The sequence below is a fragment of the Plantactinospora endophytica genome (assembly GCF_016862915.1).
Taxonomy (GTDB): domain Bacteria; phylum Actinomycetota; class Actinomycetes; order Mycobacteriales; family Micromonosporaceae; genus Plantactinospora; species Plantactinospora endophytica.
This window is the reverse complement of record NZ_BONW01000013.1, coordinates 223,341-247,255: the sequence shown is the minus strand read 5'-3', so window position 1 is coordinate 247,255 and position 23,915 is coordinate 223,341. Positions and strand designations below refer to the sequence as shown.

Below are 23,915 nucleotides of genomic sequence, written 5' to 3'. Positions count from 1 at the left end.
GAACGGGCCGAGCGGTTCGACGTCATCGGCCCCACGGCTGCCGCGCCAGCTCAGAAGGTGACGTCGGCGCACCAGTAGTAGTCTGGACTGTCTGATCCATCCGCTATGCCCGGAAACTGCCTTGACGTACGCCCGAGCCAAACGTCTTCGAAAAAATCTGGGCGGGGTTGTCGATTGGGAGTGGTCCTCTTCGTAGCCCTGGTGAGAGCCCGGCACGGAGCCGGTCCCCACAGCCGCCGGAGGGCATGATGACCACCACTGTGAACACGACCCCCGCCACCGCCTCGACCGTCGGTGTACTGGTCCGGGACGGCGTTCTCGCTACGGTCGCGGCGAGTGTCGCCACCATGGCCGTCGCCGCCGCCGGCCACGCGGCGGGGATCAGCCTCGATATGGCCGGCGCCCCGATCCCGGTCAGCGGGTTCGGCGTGCTGACCGCCGCCTTCTCGTTGATCGGCGTGGTGATCGCCGGGCTGATGTCCCGGTTCGCCCGGCGTCCGCGGCGCACGTTCGTCCGTACGACGGTGGTGTTGACCGTCCTGTCGCTGGTGCCGGACGTGATCGCCGACGCGGGGGCTGCCACCATTGCGCTGCTGATGCTCACGCACCTGGTCGCGGCCGCGATCGTGATTCCCGCCCTCGCCCGCCGCCTGGCCGCCTGACCTGTCACCACTCCACCGTCGAGCTACCGGAGGACCACAATGAGGCAGTACCTGCTTTCCGTGCACTTCGTCGAGGGCGCACCGGCGCCGTCCGACGAGGAGATGCAGACCATGTTCAGGGAGACCGATCGGATCAACGACGAACTACAGGCCGCGGGCGCCTGGGTCTTCGCCGGAGGACTCACCTCACCGGACAGCGCCACCGTCGTCCGGATCGAGAACGGCAACCCCACCATGAGCGACGGGCCGTTCGTCGAGACCAAGGAGCACATCGCCGGATTCTGGGTCATCAAGTGCGCGGACCTGGACCAGGCGCTGACCTGGGCCGAGAAGTGCGCGGCGGTCTGCGGCCCGATCGAGGTGCGACCCTTCGACGACCTGTCCCAGGCCTGAGCGCGAGCCGGTCACCCGAGATGGACCTGGCGAGCATCTACCGCGCGGAGTACGGCCGCTGCGTCGCCACCCTGACCCGCCTCCTCGGTGACATCAACCTCGCCGAGGAGGCGGTCCAGGACGCCTTCACCACGGCGCTACAGAAGTGGCAGACCCTGCCACCGAACCCGGGCGCCTGGATCGTGACCACCGCACGCAACCGGGCCGTCGACCGGCTCCGCCGGGAGTCGACCCGTGAGGCCCGGCACGCGCAAGCCCTGCTGCTGCACCACCAGGACGACCCCCAGGAGGTGGGACCGGTGAAGGACGACCAGCTACGACTCATTTTCACCTGCTGCCACCCGGCGCTCGCCCCCGACGCGCGTACCGCCCTCACGCTCCGCCTGATCGGTGGCCTCGAAGTACCGGAGATCGCCCGGGCCTACCTGGTCCAGGAGGCGACCATCGCCCAGCGGATCGTGCGCGCCAAGAAGAAGATCCGCGACGCCGGCATCCCCTACCGGGTACCCGCCGAACATGAGCTGCCGGACCGGCTGCCGCCGGTGCTCACCGTGCTCTACCTGATGTTCAACGAGGGCTACGCCTCCACCGCCGGAGAGCTCATCGATGCGGATCTGTGTGCCGAGGCGATCCGGCTCGCCCGCGAACTCGCCGCGTTGATGCCCGACGAGCCCGAGGTCCTCGGCCTGCTCGCCCTGCTGCTGCTGACCGAGGCACGCCGCCCGGCCCGGCTCGACCCGGCCGGCGGACTGGTGCTGCTGGCCGACCAGGACCGGTCGCTGTGGAACCGGGCCCTCATCGCCGAGGGCCACGACCTGGTTCGCCGATGCCTGCGGCGCAACCGGCCCGGCCCGTACCAGATCCAGGCCGCGATCAACGCGGTGCACACCGACGGCGCCGCCACCGACTGGCCGCAGGTCCTGGCACTGTACGACCAGCTCCTCGCGCTCGCGCCGACCCCGGTCGTCGCGCTCAACCGTGCGGTCGCCGTCGCCGAGGTGCACGGACCGGCGGTGGCGCTCGCCGCACTGGAGGACGTCGACCTGCCGGGCTACCACCGACTGCCCGCCACCCGGGCCGAACTGCTGGCCCGGCTCGGACGCCACGAAGCGGCCGCAGCCGCCTACGACCAGGCCACGGCGCTGGCCACAAACGAGACCGAACGCGCCTTCCTGGAGGCTCGTCGTGCCGAACTCACCCAAACGTGGAGCCCAACATGACCGTCACCTACACCTTCGACGTCTTCTCCAGCCTCGACGGCTTCGGCACCGCCAGCGGCAACTGGGGCGGCTACTGGGGTAAGCAGGGCCCCGAGTTGCTCAAGCACCGTCTCGCCCAGTACGGCGAGGAGCAGCGCATGGTCTTCGGGGCCGACACGTACCGGGTGTTCGCCCGGTTACTGGCCGCGAGCACTGCGGAGTCCGAGGTCCGTGACGCCTGGGTCACCCGGATGCGGAACCTCCCGGCGACGGTCGTGTCGCGCACGCTGGAAGGACCCCTCGACTGGCCGGACGCGACCGTGGTGAGCGGTGACGCCGTCGACGTCGTCGCCCGGCTCAAGGAAGAGTCCGAGGTACCCCTGCGGTCGCACGGCAGCCTGTCGATGAACCGGGCGCTGATGGCCGCCGGTCTGGTCGACCTCGTCCAGGTGACGCTCTTCCCGGTGATCACCGGTCAGACCGGTACGGAGCCGATCTTCCAGAGGGCGGCCGATTTCGACCTGGAGCTGATCGAGAGCCGGACCCTCGACGGTCGCACCCAGGAACTCGTCTACCGGCCCACCCTGCACGGCTGAGTCCCCCGGGTGCTCATCTTCGGGCGGGTCCGACTCGGCGACGGTCTGGCACCGTCGGGCGCCCGGTGCTGTCTGCGGAGTCGGTCACGCCGATGTGTTCGGTCACGCACGACCAGGGTATGCCGAACAGCTCGCCAGTCGGCCTCGGCTGGTGCTGTCGGATCGATCAGGAATCAAGAAGCTCGGGCCGCACCGCCGTAACTAGCGTGCCCGCTATGGGAACTCCGCTGAACTACAGTAGATCGATTCGCCAAATCCACCGCTGGCTGTCTATTGCCTTCACGGTGACCGTCATCGCCACTTTCCTCGCCCTGACCCAGGAGGAGCCCGCCGCCTGGGTGTTCTACCTGCCGCTGTTCCCGCTCGTCCTGCTTCTGCTCACCGGCCTGAACCTATTCCTGCTGCCGTATCTCAGCAGGTGGCGCGGAGGCCGAGGCAGCACGGCACGGAGCTGACATCGGCGCGCTCCGGAGCGTGATTCCAGGCCCCCGTCGATTCAACGCACTGCGTTGTCGACCGACCAGTCGTCGGTATTCCGGCGGGCGTCGCGCATCACCGGCAGGCCCGCGTCGGTCAGCGCGCCGCGCCGCCGGAACGGCACGCCAGGCACCTCGAAATCCTGCCGGGCCGAGCCGAGCCGACACCGACGCCGAGGGCAAGGGCGAGCCGGGCCGCCGCTGAGTCGGTCGAGGTTCGCCGCCAGCCGGGGCGGCGAGCAGCAGGTGCCGGTACGGGACGATGAGCACCGTGATGCCCAGCACGGCTAGCCAGCCCGTCCGGCTTGCACCACACAAGCACTCAACCCCGGACACCGCAGATCGCGTCTCACCCTGCATCCGCACGGAAACGCAAGGCGGACGCGACCTGGAGGTGGCGTGAGTCAGCACGACGACGAACAGTTTCGGCTGTTCGTACAACGACAGTGGGGGTCGTTGGTCCGAACGGCCTACCTGCTGACCGGCGACAGGGGGACATCCGAGGATCTGGCGCAGTCGGCGTTGGAGAAGACCCATCGGCGCTGGGACCGAGTGCTGCGCAGGGACGCGCCCGAGGTCTACGTACGCCGGGTGATGGTCAACACGGCGATCTCCTGGCGGCGTCGGCGGCGGTTGCTCGAAGTGCCGCTGCTGACCTCGGACAGCGCGCTGACGCGGGACGCGTACGCGCAGGTGGAGGAGCGGCAACTGCTCCTCGCCGCACTGCGGCGGTTGCCGCCCAGGACCCAGGCGGTTCTGGTGCTGCGCTACTTCGAGGATCTCAGCGAGGCGGACACCGCCGAGGTGCTCGGCTGCTCCGTCGGCTCGGTGAAGAGCCAGGCGTCGCGCGGGCTGGCCCGGCTACGGGCCGAGTTCTCCCCGCCCGCCCCGCAGTCCCCGGTACGGCTCGAGGAGGAAGTGGCATGACCGAGAGCTTCGCAAGCTCGACGCTCAGTCCCGCGCTGCGGCAGGCCGCACACGGCGTCACCGTACCCGAGGACCCGTGGCCGGGGTTCGCCCGGCGCGAACGGCGGCACCGGCGGACGCGGCTGATCCGGGCGACGGTGGCCGCTGCAATCGGAGCCGTGCTCGTCGGGGTCCAGACCAACGTGGTACCCCTGCCCGGCTGGGCGCCCGGCATCGCGGTCGCCGCCGCCCCGGCGGCGCTGCTCGACGGGCCGCCCCGGGGCTCGCTGGCCGGCGACCAGTCCTGGCTGGACACGCTGCGGGCGCGGATCGGCACCGATCCGACGATGAGCACCGACACCCCGTTGGGTGGCTGGAACCCGGACGGCATCTGGAAGATCGGTGACCGTGACCGGATTCGTCTGCTCTACGGCAGTGACCAGCCGGGCCACCGGGTCGCGCTGGTAGCGGTGCCGCTGCGGCTCGGCCTACTGACCAAGCAGGCGCTGGTCTGGTACACGGGTCCGGCCGGGGCCGGCGCCCAACAGATGCGCTACGCCGGCCACAGCGAGGGCGTCGACGACCCGGTGATGACCCTGATGCAGAGCAGTCCCGACCAGGACGGATTCGCGGTCGTCGTCGGGCCGGTCGGTTCGACCGTGACGATCAGTGGCGACCCTCGTTACACGGCGAGGGGAACCCTGGAGTACCAGGACATCGCCAGGGCGGACGGCAGCGGGATCGGGCTCGCCGCCCTGCCCACCGCGCCGCTTCGGAACGAACCCGTCGTCCGGGTCAGCCGTGGCGACCGCGTGCTGTTCCAGGGCGGCCTGGGCGGCGGCCCGTACGCCGCGATCGACCCGACCGGTCCGGAGATGGACGCCCTGCTCGCCGCCGCCCGACGGGGCGCCCGGAACGCACCGCTGGAGGACGCCGCCCTGCGCCGCTTCATCGAAACGGCACTCCTCGACAGTCACCTGCCGGCTGCCGGGACGACGGTACGGCTGCGATGGTCGGGCAGCGAGCAGGGTCAGGCCGCCGCGCTGCTCACCGTGCAGCCTGCCGGCGGGGGGATAATCGCGTACGCCATGCACGGCGACGACCGGACCGGCTGGCGGACCGACCTGCGGCTGCTGCTGCCGGCCGACGGTGCCGACCAGCGACCGATCGGCTGGCGGATCCGAGCCGACGACAGCACCCGCACGCCGACGGACCAGGTGCGGATAGTCGCCCCGCCGGACGCGGCCCGCATCACGGTCACGGCCGGCGGCGCACCCCCGGCCACGGTCACCCTCGACGCGTCACACGCCGGCACCACCCGGGTACCGCCGGACCAGCCGGCCAGCCTCACCGCGTACGCCGCGGACGGCAGCGTCCTCGGCACCACTCCGTTGCCGCCGGTCGAGGCCGACATGTCGGGCCTGCCGGGCGACAGCCCGGCAACCCGGGTGACCTCCTGAGGACCGCAAGCGTGGCCGAGCCGTCCCAGGGCGGCTCGGCCACGCCGAGCGGGTCCAGAACCGGCGCCCGCGCCCAGCCTCCCCATTCGGTCCGGGCGCGACGTGGCGTGAGAGTCGGGCTCAGGTACCCGTCAGGCGGGACGCGCCTCTGGACGCTTCGGGACGCGTGTCACGAGCCTGGTGCCGGTCGGTACCCGGCTCCGGGTCGCCGTCGCCACGGGGTGGGAACCGGGCGTCGATCTCCTTCGCCTGCCGACGCGTCCGAGGTCACGCAGGTAGGTGCTGACCGCCTGGCCACTGAGCAGCCAACAGCACGAACAGGGCGGTGGCGGTGGAGTCGACGACGGCCAGCGTCAGTGCGGGAAGAGAACTCTCGGTCGAGGATCGATCTCATCTCGAAACCGCTCGATGATATGGCTGACCTGGAGCATGTCGTCGGTGGCGCGGATGCGGTCCAGGTACAGCGAGTGTGCCGCCAGCCCGGCCAGGTCGAACGTGAAATACATCGCCATCAGCGGATTGACGAACAACGGTGTTCCGTCGGTACGACTGTCCAGCGGCACGTCCCCGACGGCTCCGGTCAACGCTGCGGCGATCTGCCCGTTGACGATGCTCGCTCGGCCCGGCGTGCTGGCTTGTGCATGCTCGACCGCCTCGCGATAGAGCGCCGCCTCCCGCCCGTGCGACGGTACGGTGAACGCTCCCAGGTAGGCGCCGCCACGGTCGAGGGCGGCGATGTTCTCCAGGACCTGAACGTGGTTGATCCCGTGGTAGGCATCGACTCCGAACCCGATGGCAGCGACGAGCTTTGTCGCCACCGGCGTACCGGCCACTGCGGCAAGGCTTGTCGCGTCCTCGACCGGTGTACCCAGTGCGGCCTCGTCACCGCGCATGAGGATGTCGGTGCCACCGTCGACAAGCACGATCGCGTCGAGGTCGAGCCGTTTGGTGAGCCGTCGGTAGGCGCTGCGTAGTGGCCGCACTCCGGTACGGGGAAACGCGTAGACGGTGGCGGGCAGTGCGTGCAGGGCGAGCCAGCGGGCGAGCGTACGCTCCGGAAAGTAGTCCTCGTAACCGGTCGTGCCCGGGGTCACCGCCGCAACGCCCGGTTCCAGCCAGACGTCCTTGTCCAGTCCGTAGAGGTTGACGAGCGACAGGTTCGCGAAATACACCGTTCTGCCCTCACACAGGAGAGACAGTCCGAGCGGCAGCCCGGCGTAGACGTCAAAGCCGCCGCCGGCTCCCGCGATCAGCACGCGCCGGGCGGTCTTCAACGCGTCGAAGAACGGCAGTTGCCACACCAGATCATGATCTCCGGGGTCACCGATCCCCGCACCCGAATAACCATGTCCAGCACACATCGCGCGGCACCTGCTCGGCCTCGCCGCGTCGCGTCAGCATCCACTTCTGCCCCCGTGGGTGCGGACTGGCCGTGATGGCGGACGACGAACCTCGGCCGGGTCGCGCGGTAAGCCCGCCAACGCCGCTGACCGGCCCGACCGGCCGCCTGCCGACTGCCCCGACCGTCGTGTCCCGGCCACGGCATAGGCTGAGCGGCGTGGATCTTCCCGAGTTCGACGCGCTTGCCGAACCGCTGCGTCAGAAGTCCGCCGCCTCGGAGGCTGAATTCGGCTTCGCGCTCATCGAGGGGCACACCGCGACCGCTGACGAGATTGCCACCGCCGAGCGCCGAATGGCCGTGATCCTTCCGCAGAAATACAAGACGTTCATGATGCGCCACGGCGGAGGCGCGTTCGGTTTCATCGAACTGTTCCCGATCACGGCCTCTCCGGAGCGGTACGGCAACGAACTCTGCACCGTCAACGACCACGAGTTCCCCGACCGCGACTTTGTCGCCGTCGCTCCGGTCGGTACCGGCGACCACTGGGGTTTCCCCGTTACCAACGGCCGCTGCCATGACGAAGTCTGGTTCCGCTTCCATGACGCCGGCGACGACGAACTTGTCGCCCCAGACTTCCTGCACTTCGTCGCAATCCACGGACTCAGGCCGTAGTCGGCGACCAGGCAGATCGGGCACCGAGACAACCGGTTGCGACGGAGTGACAGGATGCCCGGCATGTCAGTAGAGCTTCGACCGATTCGACGACAGGATGTTCCAGGGCTTACCGGTTTGCTGGGTCAACTCGGGTATCCGACCACCGAGGCGGCCGTGCACGGACGACTCGACTACTGGCTGGACGACCCCTCGAGCTGGCTCGTCGGCGCCGACGACGACGGTGAGTTGATCGGCGTCGCGGCACTGGGTGTCCAGCCGATGCTTGAGGTGACCGGAAAGCTCGGGCGTCTGCTCGCACTGGTCGTCGACGAGCGCTACCGCGGCCGAGGGGTGGGCCGGTCACTGGTCACGGCCGCCGAAGAGCAGGCCCGCATCGCCGGCTGCGTGAAGATGGAGGTCACCAGCAGGCGCTGCCGGACGAGAACCCACGAGTTCTACCAACATCTTGGGTACGAGGACATGTGCACGTCCTCGGCCCGCTTCGTCAAGAGCCTCGCTGGATAGCCTCCGGTCGATCGTTCCTCCCCGCCGGCATCGAAGAATCTCGTCAGGTACGCCGACGGCACGTTCATGGCCAGGTGGCCAGCACGCTCAGCCCGCCGACACCTGCCGGAACGGACGGCGCAGCGGCAGCAGTGCCAGCAGCATCAACAGCCCGCCGAACGGCATCAGATCCAGGTCCACCGACGGCAGCAGCACACCGACGAGCAGGACCACCGGGCTCCACCACGGCAGCCGGCCCGCTCTGGCGGCCAGCACCGCGACCAGCACGATGCCGACGAAGAAGAACAGCGGCCCGACGTCGTAGATCGCGGCTCGCACACCGGGTAGACCAGAGAACTCGTGCTGCAGGCTGCGCAACTCCTCCCTGTCGGTAGCCACGAACGCCTGCACGATGTCCACCCCGAACTGCACCACGCACGTCGCGAGACCGACCAACGTCGCGCCGACCGCCGACTCGCGGACCACTCCCCCGGGCAACAGCGTCCGCAGCCCCAGCACCAGCGGCACGAACAGAAGGAAGCCGGCCAAGCCGAGAAAATGGGCAAGCTGCCAGTCGAGACCCGGCCCATACACGTCGTCGAGCCTGCCGACGTAACGGACCACGCCATAACCAATCATCGCGAGAGGCGCGCCGACCAGAGCAAGCCTCGCTGCTTTCGTCATGCAGAGGATCATGACCGCGTACCGGAGTACGGCGCCTCCGGCGGAACCCCCACCCGCGACCCTGACAACCCCCGCAGAAACGACCCTGACCGCGTACCGGCGGACGAGCACCCCGAAGACGGCGAGCCCAACAGCGCCGCCGTGGCAGCCGTCGCAGCCGCCACGGTGCAAATGGAGGCTGGCACGTCGGTGCGAAACGGCGAAATGACACACCGGTGCGTCGGTGGTTTTCGGGCAGCGGGCTGCTTGCCAGCGGGTAGTCCACGTGGGACGATCTCGCTCAAGATTTTGCCTGGTCCCTTGTGGGCCATCACGGGGAGGGCGATTTCGTGCTGGTCGCCTTGGGTTTGGATTCCGTCGCGGAGAGCGTCTATCGGCAGATGCTCGCCCAACCGGACTGGGGGGTGACCGAGCTCAGCGCCCATCTCGGCATCACCGATACGCAGGTGCGCGCCGCCCTGGACTGCCTGTTCGAGATGTCACTGGTTCGTAACTCGATGGATCGCCCGGGCACGCTGCACGTGGTAAGTCCGGATGTCGGGTTGAGTGCCGCGCTGGCTCAGCAACAGGCTGAACTTGCTCGCCGCCAACAGCAGGTTGCGGAGAGTCAGGTCGAAATCACTCGGTTGATCGGCCAGTTCGGAACGGCACATCAGCATGCCTCGGCTCCGGCGGCGACTCACCTGTTCGGTATCGACGCGGTGCAGGACAAGCTGGCGCAACTGGCTCGCGAGACCGAGTTCGAGATTCTCACCTTCATGCCGGGCGGTGCCCAGTCGGCGGAAGCGTTGGGGCATGCCCGTCGTAACGACACGGAGCTTCTCGAACGTGGTGTCCGCATCCACACCGTCGGCCTGGACAGCATCCGGAACGACCCGCAGACGCTTGCGCACGCGCGTTTCCTGACCGACAGTGGCGCGGAGTTCCGGACTTCGCCCATTCTTCCGCCGCGCATGATCCTGGCGGATCGTCGTGCCGTCCTGGTGCCGATCGACCCGGCCGACACGCGCAAGGGTGCCCTGCACCTGACTGGTCCAGGGTTCGTCGCCTCGATGCTGGCGCTTTTCACACAGGTGTGGGAGATAGCGACACCGTTGGGCGCCGCGCGCGAGCCGGAGCGTGAGGGGCTGAACGCCCAGGAACGCGCGTTGCTGGAGCTGCTTGGCCAGGGTTTGACGGACGAGGCGGCTGCGGTACGGCTCGGTGTGTCTCCACGGACGGCCCGGCGGATGATGGCTGACCTGATGGAGCGTCTTGAGGCCCGCAGTCGGTTCGAGGCGGGTCTGAAGGCGGCCCAGCGCGGTTGGCTGTGACACGGCAAGTAACCGATCGGAGACAAGGCATGGGAACCTCGCCCCAGCACGCCCAGCCGAAGGCGAGGCGACGGGTGGCCATCGGTGACGTCGTCTTCGGCGGTGACCACCGGCCCATCATCTCGGGCCCCTGCTCGGTGGAGCCCGGCTACGTGGCACATGCGGAGGCGGCGGCGGCCGCGGGCGCCGACGTCCTCCGGGGCTGCGTCTTCAAGCCACGGTCCGCCCCGGATCGCTTCCAGGGCATCGGTGCCGAGGGCATTCCGCTGCTCGACGAGGCGCGCGTCCGTACCGGTCTGCCGATCATCGCGGAGCCGCTGGACGGCGACGACGTGCGACTTCTGCGCGACCACGTCGACGGCTTCCTGATCGGAGCCAGGTCGATGCGCAACAGCCGCCTGTTGGAGGCGGCCGGCCGGGCCGGAATCCCGGTCATTCTCAAGCGATCGTTCGCCGCCACCTACGACGAGTGGCTGGGGGCGGCCGACTACGTGCGCGCCACGGGGAACGATGACGTCATCCTGTGCGAGCGAGGCATCCGTACGTTCGTCACCGAGACCCGCAACACCCTGGACATCGCGGCGGTTCCGGTGCTGGCGGGCCGGACCGACCTTCCGGTCATCATCGATCCCAGCCACGCGGCGGGTCGCCGGGAGTGGGTGCTTCCGCTCGCCCTCGCGGGTGCCGCGGTCGGTGCCGCCGGCATCATCGTCGAGAGCCATCCGGTGCCGGACCAGTCGTGGACCGACAGTTGTCAGGCGTTGAGCACTCCGGAGCTGCGCAACCTGATCGAGCAGGTCAGGCGCTTGACGAGTCTGTGTGAGCTGTCGAGCACATAGCCACGGCCGAGTCGTACGGTCCGCACCGCGCCGGGGCGGCGCCGGGTCTGACGATCGCCGGTCGTACCCGTCCGGCGCCCAGCCGACCGGCTGTCGACCGCCTCGGCCGTCAGGACGGCGAGACGCCTGTCGGGTGTCGGCCGCGTGGACTCGCGGCCGGCACCCGACAGGCGATCTCCGTCGGAGTCCGTCGATCAGGTTGCCATGACGGGCTCGACCACCCGGGCCGGCTCCGCCGCGCGTACCGGCTCGGAGGGCTGGGCGGGTCGGGTGATCCGAGTCAGCTCCGCCACCGGGCGGGTGACGTGCTGGCGCAGGAGCAGGAACGGAACGCTGCACAACACGGTGCCGAGGCCGGCGTACACGAATCCCCACCGGAGCGCGTAGTCGCCGATGTAGCCCCAGCTGATGTAGGCGACCGGCATGACTCCGATCGCCGCCATGTACACCACGGAGAAGACCCGGCCGAGGAACTCCTGGCTGACCTCCTTCTGGATGTAGGCGAAGAACAGCGTGTTGAAGCCGCCGACGAAGAATCCCTGTGCGGCGGAGAACAGCAGCAGCGCGGTGACGGCCGGCACCACGGGGATGAGCGCCAGCGACATCCCTCCGGCGGCGATGAGTGCCGCGAGCAGCCGGTTGGTGGGGACGATGTCGTGGAGGAACAGCAGCAGGAGGGTGATCGCGATGCCGCCGACCGCCTCGGCGGTGAGGGCCCGTCCGTACGTCGCGCTCGATCCGTGCAGCACCTCGGTGACGTACAGCGGTAGGAGGATGTTGAACGAGATCAGGAAGAAGTTGACCGCGGCGCAGAGGATCACCATGTTTCGGATCAGCGCCCGGCTGTTGATGTAGCGGAATCCGGCGCGCAGGTCGGCGAGTACGCCGGAGACGTTCTTTCCGTTCGTGACGTGCTGGTAGCGGATCGCCGCCGCCGCGAGGGCGGACAGCCAGAACGACACGCCGTTGAGCACCATCGCTCCGCCGACGCCGACGACCGGCAACGCGACGAGCGCGGCGCCCAGCAGCGGACCGACCGCCTTGGTGGTCTCGGTGAGGTTGTTCGACACCGAGTTGGCCTTGACCAGGTGTCGTTCCTGCACGAGCAGCGGGACGATGGAACGCGCGGCCGGTCGGTAGAGGGCGGCGCAGGTGCCGAGGGCGAAGCAGGACAGCGCCAGCAGCGGGACGTTGAGGGTGTTCCGGTAGGCCATCACCGCGACCCCGAAGGCCACCGCACCACTGACCACGTCGGTGACGACGAGGATCGCCTTCTTGTTCCACCTGTCCGAGAGGACGCCGCCGATCGGGCCGATGAAGGCGATCGGTGCCAGGGCTGCGGCCAGCAGGTATCCGGTGAGTACGGCGGACCCGGTCTCGGAGACCACCCACCAGGCGAGCACGAGGTCGAAGACGACGGTGCCGAGGGCCGAGACGAACCCGCCCGACACCAGTGCGAGGAAGCTGCGGTGGTAGAGGCTGCGCACGGTCACAGCACCACCTCGAGCGCCTCGTCGTAGCTCCGGACGAACTCGCTGATCGGCGGGTCGGCGGGGCCGGGCTGGTAGCGGCCGAGGACCGAGCAGAAGTAGTCGGCGTTGAGGCCGTCCGGGTAGAGGACAGCGCCCGGCTGCTTGTAGCAGAGGCAGCGCAGCACCTCCTGACGCTCCGCCAGCTCCGCCAGGCCGCGGATCTCGCGGATCACCCCGGACCGGGGGTGCGGGAGGTTGTACCAGAAGTAGTGCGTGCCGGCCGCAGCCGAGGTGGCGGTCGGTGTGCCGACGGCGACCTCGAACTCGTTCCACGAGGTGGCCATGGTCGCGTGGTACAGGACGCGGGCGAAGTCGACCCCGTGCGCCTGCTGGAACAGCGGGTAGAAGAGGCCGCCGGCACCGGGGCGGTTGGTGGTCTCCAGGACGTACGGGACGCCGCCGCGCAGCCGGATCTCCGTGTGGGTCGCGCCCGAGCGGATGCCCAGCGCGCGTACCGCGTCGTGGGAGAGGCGGATGATGTCGGCGGCGACGGTCGGCGGCAGTTCGGGGTCGATGTGGTAGAGCCGGTCGGGATAGTACGGCCCGACCGCGGCCCCCTTGGACATCAGCCCGTCGCAGGCCGGAACGCCGTCGAACCACACGGTGTCGACGGAGTACTCCTCACCGTCGAGGTACTCCTCCACCACGATGCCGGCGTCCGGACGCTCCCGTCCGATCACCGTCGCGTTGATCATCGAAACGGCCTGGAGGTGTTCGAGGAGTTCCCGTTCGGAGTCCACCTTACGAACGCCGCAGCTCGCGTACCCGTGCGTCGGCTTGACGATCAACGGGTAGCTGAGGTCGGCGCAGGTGTCCCGGACCTCCTGGGCGGACCGGAACGACCACCCCCGGGGAGTGGCCACCTCCGCGTCGAGCCAGATCCGCTTCATCGTGGCCTTGTCCCGAGACCGCAGCGCGGTTTCCCGGCTACCGTGTCCGACACCGAGCGCGTCGGCCAGGCCCGCCGTCTCGGTGAGGAACATCTCCTGCGCGGTGAGCACCGCCGTCGGCGCGCCCACCGTACGGCGGACGGCCGCCATCGCCTCCGCCGGATTCTTGCGGACGTCCGCGCGGATGACGTTCGGCCCCGTGGTCCGGGCGTCCTTCGTCAACACGTACACCCGGTCCTGCTCGGCTTCCGCGACCCGGGTCATGTCGGCGACGAAGAAGTCGGGCGACTCGACCACCACCAGCGAACGGTTCATGCCTGGCCCTCCATCCGTGCGAGGCCCTGCCGGAGCTGGCCGGGCAGGTCGGGTGCGTCGCGCAGGGCCAGCAGAACCCGGTCGAGACCGAACCCGATACACATGGTGCTCGGCGTCGTACCGTCCGAGCCGCGCAGCCCGAACGGCTTCGCGAAGTGCTGACCGTGCTTGTTGATCGATGCCATGGCGACCGGTTCACCGTCGTCCAACTGCACCAGCATCTCGATCTTGCTGTCACTGACCAGCTGGGAGAAGAGCTGCTGCTGGGCGTTGTCGTTGAAGAAGATGTCGGTGGCCGTCGCGAGCTGGTACTTGAACCCGAACAAATCCGCGACGGCCGCCATCATGGCGACGAGTCGCTGGTGCACCTGGGCCAGGTGACGCTGGCTGCCGAAGAACACGCCCTCCCGCATGGTGAACTCGCGGAGGCGTTCCCGGTTGTTGAGGTTGCCGGACTCGTCCCGGAAGCACGAGCCCGACAGGGTCAGCACCAGGTTGTCGACCGGCCGGTGCTCGACCAGCGGATAGGCGTGCAGGCACAACGCCGGGTTCAGGATGTCCCTCGGCGTACGCAGGAACTCGTGTAGCCGTTCCCGGTCGTTGTCGCCCCGCCAGTAGGGCAGGAAGCCCTCGAAGTCCTCCATGTCGGTGGTCACCGGCGCCACGAAGCTCAGATGCTGGCAGCCGGTGTCGAAGTGCCCGGCCCGGTCGACGACCGTGGCGGGCAACATCGAGGGCACCCGGATCTCCGTGGCGCCGTGCGCGCGCTCGAAGAAACGGCGGAGGAAGTCGTCGACGGCGCGCAGCCGGTACGCCTCGACGCCGCCGTAGACGTTGAGGCCCCGCTCGCGCGGCAGCACCTCGCCGAAGCCCTCCGCCGGAAGCGTCGTCCGCGCCTCCTCCAGGTCGGCCACGAGGCGTACGGCGGCGGCCCGCAGCGCGGTCGCGTCCTCGGCGCTCAGGGCGGGGGCGTCGGTACCGGCGGCCGGGTCGTAGACGACCCTGGAGCTGAGCCGCTCGCTGATCGACGCGTACGAGGCGGCGACCCGCTCGACCACCGAGGTGACCTTCCCGGCCGGAAGTGCCTCCGTGGAGTGGAGGCGAACCTCGGTGGCGGTGATGTCCACCTGCTCGATCTGGGGGAAGTGGAAACGCAGCCGGGTGTGCATGGTGGGCCAGAGGTTCTCCTGCAGCGCGAATGGCAGGCTGAGGGTGGGCATTGTCAGACCTCCGTCAGGGCGAGTCCGAGCTGACGCTCAAGTCCACCGAACGTCTGCAGGGCGCTGATCGTGAACGACTCGTAGTCGATCTGGTAGTTGAACAGTTCCGTCATGCGAATCGCGATCTGCATGGTGGCCAGGGACTCCAGTCCCAACTCGGTGAGGTCGACGTCCCGGTACGCCGGGTAGTCGGCGACCGCCGCGGCGATCGTCGCTTCGGGGAGCAGGCCGGTGAAAAGTGGCTCGATCCAGTGCGACAACGTATTCTCCTAAAATTCACGAGGGCCGGCATTCACGAAAAGGCCGGTAGGAAGATGGCAGCTATCGGGTCAGCCATGCGTCGATGACGGCGTGCACCGTCGGGGCGGCGTCGCCGATCAGGCTGAAGTGGTCCAGGTCCAGAACGTCGGTGCGGGAGATACCCGGCGCGAAGGCGCGCCACAGGTCTCGGTGTCGTATTGCGTCGCCACCCCGGGTGAGAAGGACCGCCGCCCGCCCGTGGTACGCCGATGGTCGGTAGTGTTCCGCAGCCCGTGCGTTCGAGGTGTAGGTCCGGACCAGGGCGCTCACGTAGTCGAAGGCGAGAGCGGCGGGCAGTATCCGCGCCTCGACCGCCCGCGCGCTCAACATCGCGATCAGTTCGGAGTCCGTCCCGACGGTCCCGGGATCGAACTGCGGCTCAAGACCCAGGCCACGGGAGATCAGCGCGAGGGTGACCGCAGTGTTCTCCGGAGCGACCGGAACGGTCGGCGGTGCCGTGTCGAGAATGCCGACCAGGGCCACCTCGCGGCCGGCCATGGTCAGTTGACGAGCGGTTTCCAGGGCCACCAGACCACCGATCGAGTAGCCGAGGATCTCGCACGGTCCGTCCGGCCGGCACTCGTTGATCGCCGCTGCGAACCGGCGGGCCGACTCCGCCAACCGGTACGACGGGGCGGCTGTGCGGTTCTCGAGCCCGTACACGTCCCGACGCGCCGCCAGCAGTCGGGCGAGGGGACGGTAGTGGCTGGTACTCCCGCTGATGCCGTGCGCCCAGAACAGTGCCGGGCGGCTTCCACTGACCGCGATCTCGACGAGACGTGCGGCATCGCCGCCATGTCGTGCACGTTCACCGTCGTCGCGTCGCCCGCGTTCGTCGCGCCGGCCCACCCCGGGCGTGGCTACGGGTTGCATCGGATAGGTTGTCGACACCTGTTTCGCCCTTTCGACGGAATGTGGCGGGTGATGCGGACGTGTGACCCGGTGCCGCTCAGGTGCCAGCCAGCCCAGGTACGGTCCCGGCCACGCTCCATTGCCGCAGTTGTGGTGACATCACGAGCGCCCGTTCGACCAGCTCACGGGCGACCGTACGAGCCACTGTCTGATCCATCGACACGCTGAAGACGCCGATATCAACCCTGCCCCGTACGGCTCGTACCGAAATGTGTTCCACTCGGTCCTCGGCACGGGCTGCTGCCCACAGCGTGTCGACGAGACGTGCGGCACCGCCGTCGAACGTCGTTCCGGCTTCGGACGAGAGCGTTATCAGCGTCAACTGCATGGCCGGGCTAATCCCAGATGAGACTGTCGGTGTGCACGACGCCGCCCGCCTGCTCGGTCACGGCGGCCGGACCGTTCACCGCGGAATTCACCAGCAGTGGCGTGACAGCGCCGAGGATCGCGAGAGCAATACCGATGATTCCGACCCGGATCCGCATGACCTTCGTCCAATCTGACGGGAGCGACAACGTGGTTTTTTCCAGGAGACGATTCCGGTTAGCCCGAGGGCTTCGTCTTTCGTCTGGAACCAATCTTCGTCGCGGTCCGACGGATGGAGAAGGTTTCCGAGGTGGCCGGAACCGCCTGTGGACGGAAGCGGCCACGTCCGGCGGTATCGCCGCGTTCGCCGGGCGGCGACGTCCGGCGGCCCTGCCTGGCCACCTGCGGCGGGTCGCTCCGGGCGGCGGCGGACGGCAGAAACTCGGGTGGCAGCGGACCAACCGGTCCGCCGCCACGATCACGCCAGGGTCAATTCCGGCATGCCGGTCTGGTCAAGGCAACCCGCACCGTGCGTCGGGTCGACGGGTGCTACTTCTCGGTCGTGCCGGGTTCGCCGCTGACGGATTCCTGGTAGATGTCCGCGTAGGTGCGGGAGTCTTTCACCAGCTCGTCACAGAAGGCCGCGACGTCGTCGCCGATGAGCTCCAGGACTCCCTTGCCGGCCGCGACGCCCTCCTCGAAGAAGTCGAGGAGGCCCGAAAGCAGCGTGCCGTCAGCCAGTCCGACCGGCCCGATCTTGAAGTAGTACCGCTGTATCTCCTTGTAGACGATCTGGTAGTCCCGTGGGAGTGCCTTGACCCGGGCCATGTGCGCCCGCCACTGCTTCTTGCCCTCGATCATGTCCTGGATGCCCACGTCAGCCTCCTAGCCGGCCCAGTTTCCTGGCAACATTCCGGTTCAACTGCTCGCGCCACCGGTCGCGATAGGTCCGAACTCCCTGGCCGCCGGCCAGCGCCGCGCAGAAGCCCGCGATGTCGTCACCCAGCACCTCGTCGATGTGCTGCCCCTCGGACGCCGTCTCTTCGAGCAGCCCCAGAGCACCGTCGAGGATCGGCATCAGGTTGCGGCCGGTGAAGTTCGCGTAGGGGAAAAGATGAGTGACGATTTGTCCCCACGCCGTCTGGTAGTCGGCCGGCAGCGCCGCCGCCCTGGCTTCGAAGGTCTTCCATTCCCTGGTGAGATCGCTACCTGTGATGGTCTCCCAGAAGTTCATCTCCCGCCCTCCTTCGAGCTTGTCGATCCGTGCCGAGACGTACTCCGACGTCCGGGTGCCGTCAGCTGATTTTGCGGCGGTAGATGGCCATGGCGGAGAGGTAGGTGACGACGAGGATGCCGAGGCACCAGGCGAGGGCGGTCCAGATGTCGCTGTCCACCGGTTGTCGGGTGAACAGGTCGCGGATGGCGTTGACGATGGCCGTCACGGGCTGGTGTTCGGCGAAGGCGCGTACCGGGCCGGGCATGGTGTCGGTGGGTACGAAGGCGGAGCTGATGAACGGCAGGAAGATGAGCGGGTAGGAGAAACCGCTGGCGCCGTCGACGGACTTCGCGGTGAGGCCGGGGATGACGGCGAGCCAGGTCAGGGCGAGGGTGAACAGGCTCAGGATGCCGGCGACCGCGAGCCAGGCGAGGACTCCCGCGCTCGTGCGGAAGCCCATCAGCAGCGCGACGCCGACGACGACCACGAGTGAGATCAGGTTGGCCACCAGCGAGGTCAGTACGTGTGCCCACAGTACGGACGACCGGGCGATCGGCATGGACTGGAATCGTTCGAAGATGCCGCTCTTCATGTCCAGGAAGAGCCGGAACGCGGTGTACGCGATGCCGGAGGCGATAGTGATCAGAAGGATGCCGGGCAGCAGGTAGTTGACGTACGAGTCGGTGCCGGTGTCGATCGCGCCGCCGAGGACGTAGACGAAGAGCAGCATCATGGCGATCGGTGTGATCGCGGTGGTGATGATGGTGTCGACGCTGCGGGTGATGTGGGTCAGGGATCGGCCGAGCAGGACGGCGGTGTCGCCGAGGAAGTGCCTGTTCATCGTCGTTCCTTCACTTGTCCGCGCCGACGTTGCGGTCCTTGGTGGTGCCGCTGGCGCCGTCGGCGTCACCCTTGCCGTCCGCGCCGACGATGGCGAAGAAGACGTCTTCGAGGGTCGGCTGCTTCTCGACGTACTCGACCTTCGCGGGCGGGAGGAGTTGCTTGAGTTCGGTGAGGGTGCCGTTCACGATGATCCGACCCTCGTGCAGGATCGCGATCCGGTCGGCGAGCTGTTCGGCCTCGTCCAGGTACTGCGTGGTGAGCAGCACCGTCGTACCCTGCGCGGCGAGTTCCTTGACGGCCTGCCACACCTCGATCCGGGCCTGCGGGTCGAGCCCGGTCGTCGGCTCGTCCAGGAAGATCACCGGCGGGTTGCCGATGAGGCTCATCGCGATGTCGAGCCGGCGGCGCATGCCGCCCGAGTACGTCGACACCTTCCGCCCGCCCGCGTCGGTCAGCGAGAACCGGGCGAGCAGGTCGTCCGCGACGACGCCCGGGTTCTTCAGGTGCCGCAGCCGGGCGACCAGGACGAGGTTCTCCCGCCCGGAGAGGACCTCGTCGACGGCGGCGAACTGCCCGGTGAGGCTGATCGACTCCCGCACCCTCGCCGCCTGGGCGGCGACGTCGAAACCGTTCACCCCGGCCGTACCGGCGTCCGCCCTGAGCAGCGTGGACAGGATCTTCACCACCGTGGTCTTGCCGGCCCCGTTCGAGCCGAGCAGCGCGAAGATGCTGCCCCGCGCCACCTCGAAGTCCACGCCACGCAGCACCCGCAACTGCTTGTACGACTTCTCCAGACCCCGCACCTGGATCGCGGGCCCCGGAACCTGCCTGGTCGTCACCTGTGCTCCTCCGCCCGCTCGATGCTCTCGATCGCCTGCGTCAGCCGCGCCCGCTCCCGGTCGACGTATCCGCCCTTCCGGTAGTTGCGGACCAACTCCTCCACGAACTCCACCGGGTCCTCCCCGACGATCTCGCGGATCGGGGTCCCGTCCGCCGCAGCCCGCTCGAACAGGTCGGCGACATCCTCGAACAGCGCGGCCGCGCTGTCGCCGGTCACCGGCCCGAAATGCATCAGGTACCGCTCGATCGCCTCGACCGCCGCCCGATAGTTCGGCGGAAGTTCTTTCACCCGCGCCTTGTACGCCCACCATCGGCGCTTGGGGCCGATGACCTTCGCGAGAAAGCCGCCCTTCTCCGCGTCCGACATGACTAGCTGCCTCCTTCGTGTAGCTGTTCCAGTCGTTCTGCGAGGAAGCCCCAGGTCCTCCAGAACTCTTCGAGGTACTCCCGGCCCTGCGCGTTGAGGGAGTACACCTTGCGTGGTGGCCCCTTCTCGGACGGGACCTTCTCCACGTCGACGAGTCGCTTCTGCTCGACCCTGACCAGCAGGGCGTAGATCGTGCCCTCGGCGATGTCGGAGAAGCCCTGCCCCCGCAGCCACGCCGTGATCTCGTAGCCGTACGCCGGCCGCAAGGCCAGGATCGCCAGGACGATGCCCTCCAGGGTTCCCTTGAGCATCTCGGTCATCTGCTTGCCCATGGACACCTTCTCCGAGCTACTCGGTATCGCTGACTACCGGTAGAAAGTATCACTGACTACCGGTACTTAGCAACAGCGAATACTGGAGCCGGACAGGTCGCGTTGCGGACCATCGACGACGAGCCGGTCGTCGAGGACCTCGACATCCGAACCGGTCAACTGTGCGCCGGTAAGGCGGGCCGGCCGCCCAGCCTCGTTCGTGGGCCATCAATCAGAGCGCGCCGCACTCGAAGTGATCATGAGCGGCGGCGTCGACGGCGCTTTACTCGATTCCCGGCGAAGTCCGGCGGTTCTGCGCCACGATGTCTGCGCGTCGGCAGTACGACCAGGCCGGGGACGGGGGCTGTCAGGGAATGGTGCGGGGGTGGATCGCGCCCAGGGGTGCCGGGCTGCGCGGCTGGCTGTTGCAGGGGATGCGACCGGGCCGGGTCCGGGGCCCCTACACGGCGCCGGAAACTCCCCACCAGCGGGCGTGGTGGCGGGTGATGTGCCTGACCGGCCTGGATTACTTCTCGACCCTGGGATACCAACCCGGCATCGCCGCACTCGCCGCCGGCGCCGTCTCGCCGGTCGCCACGCTGGTCCTGGTGGCGCTGACCCTGTTCGGCGCCCTGCCCGTGTACCGCCGGGTGGCCCGGGAGAGCCCGCACGGACAGGGGTCGATCGCGATGCTGGAACACCTCCTGCCCCGCTGGCGAGGCAAGCTGCTGGTACTGGCGCTGCTCGGCTTCGCCGCCACCGACTTCATGATCACCATCACCCTGTCCGCCGCCGACGCGACCGCCCACATCCTCGAAAACCCCTACCTACCCGCCCCGATGGCGGACGCGCAGGTCGGCGTGACGCTGGTGCTGATCGCCGCGCTGGGCGCGGTGTTCCTCAAGGGGTTCAAGGAGGCGATCGGCATCGCGGTCGTCCTGGTCGCGGCCTACCTGATCCTCAACGCGATCGTGATCGTGGCAACCCTCGGACATCTGTGGAGCCGGCCGCACCTGGTCGCAGACTGGCGGAACCTGCTCGTCAGTGAACACCCGGATCCGTTCGGGATCCTCGTGGTGGCGCTGTTGGTCTTCCCCCGACTCGCGCTGGGCCTGTCCGGCTTCGAAACCGGAGTGGCGGTCATGCCGCTGATCCGGGGACGGGCAGCCGACGATCCCGCCCGACCCGAAGGACGCGTCCGCGGCGCCCGGCGGCTACTCGTCACCGCCGCGTTGATCATGAGCGTTTTCCTGATCACCAGTAGCTTCGTGACCACCGTGCTCATCCCCCACGAAGAGTTCGAGGCGGGCGGGCAGGCCAACGGCCGGGCCCTGGCCTTTCTCGCCCACGCCCACCTGGGCAACCTCTTCGGCACCGTGTACGACATCAGCACCGTGCTGATCCTGTGGTTCGCCGGCGCGTCGGCCATGGCCGGCCTGCTCAACCTCGTCCCGCGCTACCTGCCCCGCTACGGCATGGCACCCGACTGGACCCGGGCGCTCCGCCCCCTCGTCATCGTGTTCACCCTGGCGGCGTTCCTGATCACCCTGGTATTCCGGGCCGACGTCACCGCGCAGGGCGGCGCCTACGCCACCGGCGTCCTCGTCCTGATCACCTCGGCCGCCCTCGCCGTCACCCTCTCCGCCCGCCGCCGCCACCAGACCAGGTCGGTACTCGGGTTCGGGGCCATCACCGTGGTACTCGGGTACACGACAGTCGCCAACATCATCGAACGACCCGACGGCGTACGGATCGCGATCCTGTTCATCGTGGCGATCATCGTCACCTCGATCCTGTCCCGGGCGCTGCGGGCCACCGAGCTACGCGTCACCGACGTACGCCTCGACGCCCTCGCCCGACAGTTCACCGCCGACGTGATCACGCATGGCGGCGAGCTACATCTCATCGCGAACGAACCTCACGAGCGCGACGAGACCGAGTACCGCGAAAAGGAGGCCGAACAGCGCCAGCACAACCACATCCCCGCCGGTGAACCGGTCCTGTTCCTGGAAGTGACCGTGCGGGATCCGTCCGAGTTCGAATCCGACCTGGTCGTGACCGGCGAAGAACGGTTCGGCTACCGCATCCTGCGGGTCGAGGGCGCCAGCATCGCGAACACCCTCGCCGGCTTCCTCCTGCACCTACGCGACACCACCGGCCGACTCCCCCACATCTACTTCGCCTGGACCGAGGGCAACCCGGTGACGTACCTGCTGCGATACCTCTTCCTCGGCGACGGCGAGATCGCACCCCTGACCCGCGAGGTACTACGCCAAGCCGAGCCCGACCCCGACCGCCGGCCACTGGTACACGTCGGATAGCCCGTCGCCGACCACCCACACCGCGCGCGGGCACCAACCGCTGCTCGCCGGCAGTGCCGCCCGGTGGTCGACGTTCCGAACTGTCGACGTGTGGACGGGGCGTCAGCGGGCCAGGCGTCCTGGCACCGCGCAGAACACCCACTCAGGTTGGTAGGCGGCTACGTCCGTACACCCGTCGGCGGAGTTGACAGTGCCATAGCTACCGGCTATCTATTAGCGGTCCGGTCGGAAGGAAGAGGTGTGCCCGGGTGCAGGACGTGGTGCTGGCCATGCTGGCGAAGGAGCCGGCGCATGGGTACGAGTTGCGTGGCCGGATGCGTGACGCGCTCGGGCCGCTGGGCGAGGCGATGAACGCCGGGCAGATCTACGTGGCGCTGGCCCGGCTGGGCAGGACCGGACTGGTCACCTCGGAGCGGGCCGATGGCCTGCCGGACCGGCCTGACCGCCGGGTCTACGCGCTGACCCCGGCCGGACAACAGCGGGTCGCGGGCTGGCTGGCCGAGGTGAGCTGGCCGAAGCCGGACCTCACGGAGTTTCACCTGAAGCTGGTGGCCGCCGCGGCCGGTCGGCTGGCTGATCCGGTGGCACTGGTCGACGCGCAGCGGCGCGAGGTGCTGCGCCGGCTGCGCGACACCCAGCGCGCGGCGCTGGACCGATCGGTGGATCCGGTCGTCGGTGTGCTGTTGGAGGGCGTCGTGCTGCGGCTGCGGGCCGATCTGGAGTGGCTGGAGGTGTGCGAGCGCATGTGGACCGAGCGTGATCGGACTGGGCGGAAGGCGGAGGTATGACCGGTTCGACGGCGTTGCGGGCGCGTGGGCTGACCAAACGGTACGGTTCGCACAACACGCTGGTACGGGCGGTCGACGAGGTCGACCTGGACGTGCCCGCTGGACAGACATTGGCGATCATGGGCCCGAGCGGCTGCGGCAAGTCCACCCTGCTGCACCTGGTCGGCGGGCTGCAGCGCCCGACCGGCGGGCAGGTGTGGCTGGCCGAGCGCCGGATCGACACGATGAGCGAACGGGCCCTCGCGCGGCTGCGGCGCGACGACGTCGGGTTCGTCTTCCAGTCGTTCCACCTGATGGACGAGCTCACCGCGGTGGAGAACGTCGAGCTGGCCGCACTGCTGGCCGGTCGGTCACCGGGGCGGGCCCGCAAGCGGGCGCTGTACCTGCTGGACCGGGTCGGGCTGGCCGACCGCGCCGCGCACCTGCCCTCGGCGCTGTCCGGTGGGCAGCGCCAGCGGGTCGCCATCGCCCGTGCGCTCAGCAACGAGCCGCTGGTCGTGCTGGCCGACGAACCCACCGGCAACCTGGACAGCGCCGCCACCGTGGAGGTACTCCGGTTGTTCGAGGAGCTGCACGCCGCGGGACAGACTCTCGTGGTGGTCACCCACGACGCCCGCATCGCCGCGGTCGCCGACCGGGTGATCTCCATGCGTGACGGGGCGTTCGCCGACGACAACCGGTTCGCCAGCACCACTACCGGCACCGTCTACGGCGGGTGGCGGTGAC

Annotated in this window: 29 protein-coding genes; 14 read left to right on the top strand and 15 right to left on the bottom strand. The window is 68.7% G+C overall.

Features of this window, described 5'->3' with window-relative positions; translation table 11 throughout:
- Nucleotides 1-248 precede the first annotated feature (248 nt).
- The 7 genes from Pen02_RS14115 (at nucleotide 249) to Pen02_RS14085 (ending at nucleotide 5,692) form a co-directional block, all read left to right on the top strand.
- Nucleotides 249-662, top strand: coding sequence for a DUF6069 family protein (locus Pen02_RS14115; protein ID WP_203866454.1), 414 nt, complete (start codon nucleotides 249-251; stop codon nucleotides 660-662).
- A gap of 39 nt (nucleotides 663-701) precedes the next feature.
- Complete coding sequence (locus tag Pen02_RS14110; RefSeq protein WP_203866453.1) at nucleotides 702-1,055, top strand: YciI family protein; 354 nt, start codon at nucleotides 702-704, stop codon at nucleotides 1,053-1,055.
- A 20-nt stretch (nucleotides 1,056-1,075) separates the two neighbouring features.
- Nucleotides 1,076-2,275: an RNA polymerase sigma factor gene (locus tag Pen02_RS14105; RefSeq protein WP_203866452.1), complete on the top strand. Its 1,200-nt coding sequence runs from the start codon at nucleotides 1,076-1,078 to the stop codon at nucleotides 2,273-2,275.
- The gene (locus Pen02_RS14100) at nucleotides 2,272-2,850 is read left to right on the top strand and encodes a dihydrofolate reductase family protein (RefSeq protein ID WP_203866451.1); all 579 of its coding nucleotides are present in this window, start codon (nucleotides 2,272-2,274) and stop codon (nucleotides 2,848-2,850) included. The genes Pen02_RS14105 and Pen02_RS14100 overlap by 4 nt, the downstream gene beginning before the upstream one ends.
- A 215-nt stretch (nucleotides 2,851-3,065) precedes the next feature.
- On the top strand, nucleotides 3,066-3,305 hold the full coding sequence (locus tag Pen02_RS14095; RefSeq protein ID WP_203866450.1) for a hypothetical protein: 240 nt from the start codon (nucleotides 3,066-3,068) through the stop codon (nucleotides 3,303-3,305).
- Between the two features lie 420 nt (nucleotides 3,306-3,725).
- Nucleotides 3,726-4,253, top strand: coding sequence for a SigE family RNA polymerase sigma factor (locus Pen02_RS14090; protein ID WP_203866449.1), 528 nt, complete (start codon nucleotides 3,726-3,728; stop codon nucleotides 4,251-4,253).
- A complete protein-coding gene (locus tag Pen02_RS14085; protein WP_203866448.1) occupies nucleotides 4,250-5,692 on the top strand; it encodes a hypothetical protein in 1,443 nt (480 codons plus the stop codon). Before Pen02_RS14090 ends, Pen02_RS14085 begins: the two co-directional genes overlap by 4 nt.
- Nucleotides 5,693-6,045: 353 nt before the next feature.
- On the opposite strand, the gene Pen02_RS14080 is transcribed toward Pen02_RS14085, so the two are convergent.
- Nucleotides 6,046-6,966, bottom strand: coding sequence for a DUF1152 domain-containing protein (locus Pen02_RS14080; protein ID WP_239140646.1), 921 nt, complete (start codon nucleotides 6,964-6,966; stop codon nucleotides 6,046-6,048).
- 284 nt (nucleotides 6,967-7,250) lie between these two features.
- Here Pen02_RS14080 and Pen02_RS14075 point away from each other — a divergent pair, with 284 nt between their 5' ends.
- Nucleotides 7,251-7,706: an SMI1/KNR4 family protein gene (locus Pen02_RS14075; RefSeq protein ID WP_203866446.1), complete on the top strand. Its 456-nt coding sequence runs from the start codon at nucleotides 7,251-7,253 to the stop codon at nucleotides 7,704-7,706.
- A 54-nt stretch (nucleotides 7,707-7,760) separates the two neighbouring features.
- Nucleotides 7,761-8,213 carry a GNAT family N-acetyltransferase gene (locus Pen02_RS14070; RefSeq protein ID WP_239140644.1) on the top strand — a complete coding sequence of 151 codons (453 nt, stop codon included), beginning with the start codon at nucleotides 7,761-7,763 and terminating at the stop codon, nucleotides 8,211-8,213.
- Between the two features lie 87 nt (nucleotides 8,214-8,300).
- Here Pen02_RS14070 and Pen02_RS14065 read toward each other — a convergent pair whose 3' ends face one another.
- Nucleotides 8,301-8,876, bottom strand: coding sequence for a hypothetical protein (locus Pen02_RS14065; protein WP_203866445.1), 576 nt, complete (start codon nucleotides 8,874-8,876; stop codon nucleotides 8,301-8,303).
- A 329-nt stretch (nucleotides 8,877-9,205) separates the two neighbouring features.
- Between Pen02_RS14065 and Pen02_RS14060 the strand changes: the two genes are divergently transcribed.
- Nucleotides 9,206-10,189 (top strand): helix-turn-helix transcriptional regulator, encoded by a 984-nt coding sequence (locus tag Pen02_RS14060; RefSeq protein WP_203866444.1) that lies wholly within the window; start codon nucleotides 9,206-9,208, stop codon nucleotides 10,187-10,189.
- 29 nt (nucleotides 10,190-10,218) lie between these two features.
- Nucleotides 10,219-11,028, top strand: coding sequence for a 3-deoxy-7-phosphoheptulonate synthase (gene aroF, locus Pen02_RS14055; protein WP_203866443.1), 810 nt, complete (start codon nucleotides 10,219-10,221; stop codon nucleotides 11,026-11,028).
- A gap of 194 nt (nucleotides 11,029-11,222) precedes the next feature.
- Here aroF and Pen02_RS14050 read toward each other — a convergent pair whose 3' ends face one another.
- The 13 genes from Pen02_RS14050 to Pen02_RS13990 form a co-directional block, all read right to left on the bottom strand.
- Nucleotides 11,223-12,521: an MFS transporter gene (locus Pen02_RS14050; protein ID WP_203866442.1), complete on the bottom strand. Its 1,299-nt coding sequence runs from the start codon at nucleotides 12,519-12,521 to the stop codon at nucleotides 11,223-11,225.
- Complete coding sequence (locus Pen02_RS14045) at nucleotides 12,518-13,765, bottom strand: ATP-grasp domain-containing protein (RefSeq protein ID WP_203866441.1); 1,248 nt, start codon at nucleotides 13,763-13,765, stop codon at nucleotides 12,518-12,520. The genes Pen02_RS14050 and Pen02_RS14045 overlap by 4 nt, the downstream gene beginning before the upstream one ends.
- Nucleotides 13,762-14,985 (bottom strand): aminoacyl--tRNA ligase-related protein, encoded by a 1,224-nt coding sequence (locus Pen02_RS14040; protein WP_203866440.1) that lies wholly within the window; start codon nucleotides 14,983-14,985, stop codon nucleotides 13,762-13,764. The genes Pen02_RS14045 and Pen02_RS14040 overlap by 4 nt, the downstream gene beginning before the upstream one ends.
- A 2-nt stretch (nucleotides 14,986-14,987) precedes the next feature.
- Nucleotides 14,988-15,245, bottom strand: a complete 258-nt coding sequence (locus Pen02_RS14035) for a phosphopantetheine-binding protein (protein ID WP_203866439.1) — start codon at nucleotides 15,243-15,245, stop codon at nucleotides 14,988-14,990.
- A 61-nt stretch (nucleotides 15,246-15,306) separates the two neighbouring features.
- The gene (locus Pen02_RS14030) at nucleotides 15,307-16,158 is read right to left on the bottom strand and encodes a thioesterase domain-containing protein (protein WP_203866438.1); all 852 of its coding nucleotides are present in this window, start codon (nucleotides 16,156-16,158) and stop codon (nucleotides 15,307-15,309) included.
- Between the two features lie 76 nt (nucleotides 16,159-16,234).
- A complete protein-coding gene (locus Pen02_RS14025) occupies nucleotides 16,235-16,525 on the bottom strand; it encodes a hypothetical protein (RefSeq protein ID WP_203866437.1) in 291 nt (96 codons plus the stop codon).
- A 7-nt stretch (nucleotides 16,526-16,532) separates the two neighbouring features.
- Complete coding sequence (locus Pen02_RS14020) at nucleotides 16,533-16,682, bottom strand: hypothetical protein (RefSeq protein ID WP_203866436.1); 150 nt, start codon at nucleotides 16,680-16,682, stop codon at nucleotides 16,533-16,535.
- 370 nt (nucleotides 16,683-17,052) lie between these two features.
- Nucleotides 17,053-17,379, bottom strand: a complete 327-nt coding sequence (locus Pen02_RS14015) for a DUF1048 domain-containing protein (RefSeq protein ID WP_203866435.1) — start codon at nucleotides 17,377-17,379, stop codon at nucleotides 17,053-17,055.
- A gap of 1 nt (nucleotide 17,380) precedes the next feature.
- Complete coding sequence (locus tag Pen02_RS14010) at nucleotides 17,381-17,737, bottom strand: DUF1048 domain-containing protein (RefSeq protein WP_203866434.1); 357 nt, start codon at nucleotides 17,735-17,737, stop codon at nucleotides 17,381-17,383.
- A gap of 61 nt (nucleotides 17,738-17,798) precedes the next feature.
- Nucleotides 17,799-18,560: an ABC transporter permease gene (locus Pen02_RS14005; RefSeq protein WP_203866433.1), complete on the bottom strand. Its 762-nt coding sequence runs from the start codon at nucleotides 18,558-18,560 to the stop codon at nucleotides 17,799-17,801.
- A gap of 10 nt (nucleotides 18,561-18,570) precedes the next feature.
- Complete coding sequence (locus Pen02_RS14000; RefSeq protein ID WP_203866432.1) at nucleotides 18,571-19,401, bottom strand: ABC transporter ATP-binding protein; 831 nt, start codon at nucleotides 19,399-19,401, stop codon at nucleotides 18,571-18,573.
- Nucleotides 19,398-19,769 carry a DUF1048 domain-containing protein gene (locus Pen02_RS13995; protein ID WP_203866431.1) on the bottom strand — a complete coding sequence of 124 codons (372 nt, stop codon included), beginning with the start codon at nucleotides 19,767-19,769 and terminating at the stop codon, nucleotides 19,398-19,400. Before Pen02_RS13995 ends, Pen02_RS14000 begins: the two co-directional genes overlap by 4 nt.
- A 2-nt stretch (nucleotides 19,770-19,771) precedes the next feature.
- Complete coding sequence (locus Pen02_RS13990) at nucleotides 19,772-20,101, bottom strand: PadR family transcriptional regulator (RefSeq protein WP_203866430.1); 330 nt, start codon at nucleotides 20,099-20,101, stop codon at nucleotides 19,772-19,774.
- A 302-nt stretch (nucleotides 20,102-20,403) separates the two neighbouring features.
- Here Pen02_RS13990 and Pen02_RS13985 point away from each other — a divergent pair, with 302 nt between their 5' ends.
- From Pen02_RS13985 to Pen02_RS13975, 3 genes are all read left to right on the top strand, one after another.
- Nucleotides 20,404-22,401: an APC family permease gene (locus Pen02_RS13985; protein WP_203866429.1), complete on the top strand. Its 1,998-nt coding sequence runs from the start codon at nucleotides 20,404-20,406 to the stop codon at nucleotides 22,399-22,401.
- Nucleotides 22,402-22,649: 248 nt separating this feature from the next.
- A complete protein-coding gene (locus Pen02_RS13980; RefSeq protein WP_239140643.1) occupies nucleotides 22,650-23,189 on the top strand; it encodes a PadR family transcriptional regulator in 540 nt (179 codons plus the stop codon).
- Nucleotides 23,186-23,914, top strand: a complete 729-nt coding sequence (locus Pen02_RS13975) for an ABC transporter ATP-binding protein (RefSeq protein WP_203866428.1) — start codon at nucleotides 23,186-23,188, stop codon at nucleotides 23,912-23,914. The genes Pen02_RS13980 and Pen02_RS13975 overlap by 4 nt, the downstream gene beginning before the upstream one ends.
- Nucleotide 23,915 lies beyond the last annotated feature (1 nt).

Coding starts and splice junctions, on each gene's coding strand:
- Pen02_RS14115 (WP_203866454.1), top strand. CDS start 249: ATGACCACCACTGTGAACACGACCCCCGCCACCGCCTCGACCGTCGGT.
- Pen02_RS14110 (WP_203866453.1), top strand. CDS start 702: ATGAGGCAGTACCTGCTTTCCGTGCACTTCGTCGAGGGCGCACCGGCG.
- Pen02_RS14105 (WP_203866452.1), top strand. CDS start 1,076: ATGGACCTGGCGAGCATCTACCGCGCGGAGTACGGCCGCTGCGTCGCC.
- Pen02_RS14100 (WP_203866451.1), top strand. CDS start 2,272: ATGACCGTCACCTACACCTTCGACGTCTTCTCCAGCCTCGACGGCTTC.
- Pen02_RS14095 (WP_203866450.1), top strand. CDS start 3,066: ATGGGAACTCCGCTGAACTACAGTAGATCGATTCGCCAAATCCACCGC.
- Pen02_RS14085 (WP_203866448.1), top strand. CDS start 4,250: ATGACCGAGAGCTTCGCAAGCTCGACGCTCAGTCCCGCGCTGCGGCAG.
- Pen02_RS14070 (WP_239140644.1), top strand. CDS start 7,761: ATGCCCGGCATGTCAGTAGAGCTTCGACCGATTCGACGACAGGATGTT.
- Pen02_RS14065 (WP_203866445.1), bottom strand. CDS start 8,876: ATGACGAAAGCAGCGAGGCTTGCTCTGGTCGGCGCGCCTCTCGCGATG.
- aroF (WP_203866443.1), top strand. CDS start 10,219: ATGGGAACCTCGCCCCAGCACGCCCAGCCGAAGGCGAGGCGACGGGTG.
- Pen02_RS14045 (WP_203866441.1), bottom strand. CDS start 13,765: ATGAACCGTTCGCTGGTGGTGGTCGAGTCGCCCGACTTCTTCGTCGCC.
- Pen02_RS14040 (WP_203866440.1), bottom strand. CDS start 14,985: ATGCCCACCCTCAGCCTGCCATTCGCGCTGCAGGAGAACCTCTGGCCC.
- Pen02_RS14030 (WP_203866438.1), bottom strand. CDS start 16,158: ATGCAACCCGTAGCCACGCCCGGGGTGGGCCGGCGCGACGAACGCGGG.
- Pen02_RS14025 (WP_203866437.1), bottom strand. CDS start 16,525: ATGCAGTTGACGCTGATAACGCTCTCGTCCGAAGCCGGAACGACGTTC.
- Pen02_RS14020 (WP_203866436.1), bottom strand. CDS start 16,682: ATGCGGATCCGGGTCGGAATCATCGGTATTGCTCTCGCGATCCTCGGC.
- Pen02_RS14010 (WP_203866434.1), bottom strand. CDS start 17,737: ATGAACTTCTGGGAGACCATCACAGGTAGCGATCTCACCAGGGAATGG.
- Pen02_RS14005 (WP_203866433.1), bottom strand. CDS start 18,560: ATGAACAGGCACTTCCTCGGCGACACCGCCGTCCTGCTCGGCCGATCC.
- Pen02_RS13995 (WP_203866431.1), bottom strand. CDS start 19,769: ATGTCGGACGCGGAGAAGGGCGGCTTTCTCGCGAAGGTCATCGGCCCC.
- Pen02_RS13990 (WP_203866430.1), bottom strand. CDS start 20,101: ATGGGCAAGCAGATGACCGAGATGCTCAAGGGAACCCTGGAGGGCATC.
- Pen02_RS13985 (WP_203866429.1), top strand. CDS start 20,404: ATGTCTGCGCGTCGGCAGTACGACCAGGCCGGGGACGGGGGCTGTCAG.
- Pen02_RS13975 (WP_203866428.1), top strand. CDS start 23,186: ATGACCGGTTCGACGGCGTTGCGGGCGCGTGGGCTGACCAAACGGTAC.